This is a genomic window from Spirosoma arcticum (genome assembly GCF_054779955.1).
In genome coordinates, this window is record NZ_BAAGXG010000047.1 from 1 (window position 1) to 3,293 (window position 3,293).

Annotated in this window: 2 protein-coding genes; both read left to right on the forward strand. The window is 50.0% G+C overall.

The window, feature by feature from the left end; translation table 11 throughout:
• The first annotated feature begins 991 nt into the window (after positions 1-991).
• Positions 992-2,248, forward strand: a complete 1,257-nt coding sequence (locus ACYVHB_RS32710; protein WP_461056266.1) for a lactonase family protein — start codon at positions 992-994, stop codon at positions 2,246-2,248.
• A gap of 187 nt (positions 2,249-2,435) precedes the next feature.
• Complete coding sequence (locus tag ACYVHB_RS32715) at positions 2,436-3,266, forward strand: Fic family protein (RefSeq protein ID WP_461056268.1); 831 nt, start codon at positions 2,436-2,438, stop codon at positions 3,264-3,266.
• Positions 3,267-3,293 lie beyond the last annotated feature (27 nt).

Below are 3,293 nucleotides of genomic sequence, written 5' to 3' on the forward strand. Positions count from 1 at the left end.
ACGCTGGTAACGGTGCAGACGCAGTCAGCCACCGAAACGAAGCAAGTGGCCGACCTGCTTGACTCGGCCGGGGCCGGAGACGTAGCTATGGATGAACCCACGAACCCGAACCGTTAAGATGGCCTAGTTGGATGAGCTTCATCAGGCAACCTTTGCAATCTATGTTACGGCTGGTTACTCCAGCCGTTAGCACCGTCAGCTTGATTAATTTCATACCAGTTACGGGAAATAAGCGGATGGATGCTTTTATCACTGGATAAGATCGATCAACCCAGGCCAATACCCATTGCTATTGAGCGTTTCCACGCACCAATAAACGGCTAAACTGGCATGAAATTAACTCATGACTTACATGCTTTACGGCGAATCATTATCGCGGTTAAGGCCTATCGCCACCAAACGGGCGACTACCTTGACCCAGCCAGAAATGAGTCCTTAGATACGTATCTGAAAGAGTATCTATCAATCCAGGATTGTATGCTGGCAACGGTTACGGATTAGCCAACCAGCAACTTCTGGCACCGATGGCGAAGCTTATGGGTAAAGAATTGCTTAGTGACGCCCATTTGGAAAGGATTTCCAATCAGTCAGACTCGGTTAGCCTACTCACGGATTATGAAGCCTTTTTTTGCAACCAGGCACAGAGCATCGAAGGGTCTTTCTTCTAGGCGATCCAAGACCCTACTTTCTGCGCTTAAAAACCGCTAACCATCATACGGTACGGTGACGAATGTCATAGTTATAGCTGATGGAAGAACCTACTTTTAGTGCCACAGAAGTCCGCTTGATTTATCTCATAAGCAGTAGCCAGTGCCCAATCGAAGTGTCCTGAACGTAGTCGTTAACAATGAGCAATGTGCCGATACGCAGACCGGATGCCCTGGTGGTCACCTAAAATGATATCGGCACCTAAGCTGAATATGTTTCCAGCACCCCGGCCTGGGGCAGTGAAAAGTTACTGTCAAACTTGACAACAAAACCACAAAACGTTATGAAACGCACGCTCTTATCTTTTTTGCTTTCCGTTGCTCTTTTCTCCTGCATGGACCACCGCGACCCAACTGGCCGGGCCGATATTCTGTACGTGCAAACCAATAACTTCCAGAACAATCAAAATGCTGTGCTTGCCTATCGGGATCAAGGCAATGGGAAATTGGAGCCTTTAGCGGGCAGCCCGTTTCTCACCAACGGATCGGGGGTGGGTAATCCTGAGCAATTACTGGGGCCATTGGATTCGGATTACGAAGTAAGAGTCTCCTCCGATGGGCAGTACCTGTTAGCGGTTAATTCGGGCAGTAATACCATCGCGGTATTCAGCATAAAAGCAACAGGTGCCCTTGAGCATGTGGCCGGATCACCGTTTCCATCGAATGGACAAACACCGGTTGGCATCGATGTGTCGGGTAATTTTGTCTTTGTCCTCAATAAGAGTCAGGACCCCCTGCATCCGACCCCGCAGCTTCCCAACTACGCTACATTTACCATTGATGCGGGCGGCAAGTTAACGCCCGTTGCCGGTGCTAAAGTTGAAACGACGGCGGGCACTTCTCCATCTAATGCACTTATTTCCCGAGATGGCAAATTTCTGTTCGGTACGGACTTTCTTGGGTTTATGCTGATGCCCCCAGTTGGCACCCTGCGTTCCTTTACCATAAACGCCAATGGTACGTTAACGGCGGTAGCCGGTACGCCTTACGTAGTACCGGGCATGGACGGTACCGCCCTGGGTTTATGGCAGCATCCATCGGGTTCTGTGTTGTACGTTGGCAATCCGTTGCAGGGCAAGGTGGGCGTGTATGCCATCAATGCCACTACGGGTGCTTTATCACTCCAAACCTCCGTACCCGCCGGAAAAGCAGCTTGCTGGATTCGCACCAATAAAGCAGGCGATCACATGTACGTGCTTAACTCAGGGGATAATACGGTACAGGTCTATAACAGCTCATCACCGATAGCACCCATCTCTATCCAAACCCTGGAGCTTAAGAACTCAGGCCCTTCTTATGCCGGGCCTGGGGGGGCGCTGTTTAAAACCAGTGAGCCTTTTTCGCTAGTTTTTTCTTCCTCAGAAACCATCCTGTACGTCGTCAATCAGCACACCAACAAAGATTTTAGCATTGGGAATTATAATTACCTGCACACGTTAAAAATTGCAGCTAATGGAACGCTGACCGAAGATACTGAACCGCTTCAGCTACCTGTTCCCAATACAGTCAGACCCAAAGGATCGGTGATTATAAACCGCTGATAACAATACCGATTGACAAGCCGTACATAGTATGAAGAAACAGGGGCTTGGAGCAATACTGGTGATTTTTGCCGTACAAAAAACCATACTAAAAAGCCGCTTGCTGACTCTGTAGAAGCGGCTTTTCATTTTCCTGACTTTTTTCGGTACACTTACCCACAGCAAGGAACCGTTTTTTTCCTATGAGATGAGAGCTACCCTTACCAACGCCACGCTGCCCCAACTGCTTGACCGCTATCGAGCGGCATCGACTGGTAGGAGCGAGGGTGAGCTCAACGATTTAGTTCTGCTCACCTACCACTCGACGGCCATCGAAGGGTCTTCTTTAACCTTGGCTCAAACCCGAAAACTCATTCCTAATGGCGAACTGATTCCGGGTAAACCGTTGACCGACCAATGGCGGATGATCGACCATCATCAGGCCTTAGAGCAGATGCTGATTATGGCCAGCCAACGGGAACCCCTGAACCGATTCGCCCTTCAGGAAGTAGCTGCTAAACTGATGGCTCAGACGGGAGGTCCAACCTATTCATTATTGAGCCAGTTTGACACCCGTACAGGGGACTTGCGCATTGACCAGGTTACGATGGGCAGATGCGTGATGGTGGCGGCTCACAAATTGCCAGCCGCCATCGATGAGTTGCTCAAAGGGATCAACACCCGCATCAGTCAGCTTAACACCCCCCGACAGGTTTACAATGTATCTTTTGAGACTCACTTCCAACTCTTGACCCTGCATCCCTTTGGGGCGGGTAACGGACCCATGGCCCGGCTGCTGATGAGCTATATCCAGCACTACCACCACTTGCCCCTTAGTTTGGTCTATGTCGACTACCGGCCATCTTACCTAACCGCGCTGGAAGCCAGTTGGCAGCAGAAGACAGCGGTGCCCATCGTCAACTTTATGCATATTCAGTTGCTTCGACTGTTAGAGGAAGGCATTGACCTGCCACCCAACGAGCAGGATCTAGCTAAAGGTCATTCTCGCGCAGTCAAGTTAGAAGGGGAACAAAAATAGGGCTTCACTCCCCATTTTCATCCTGAC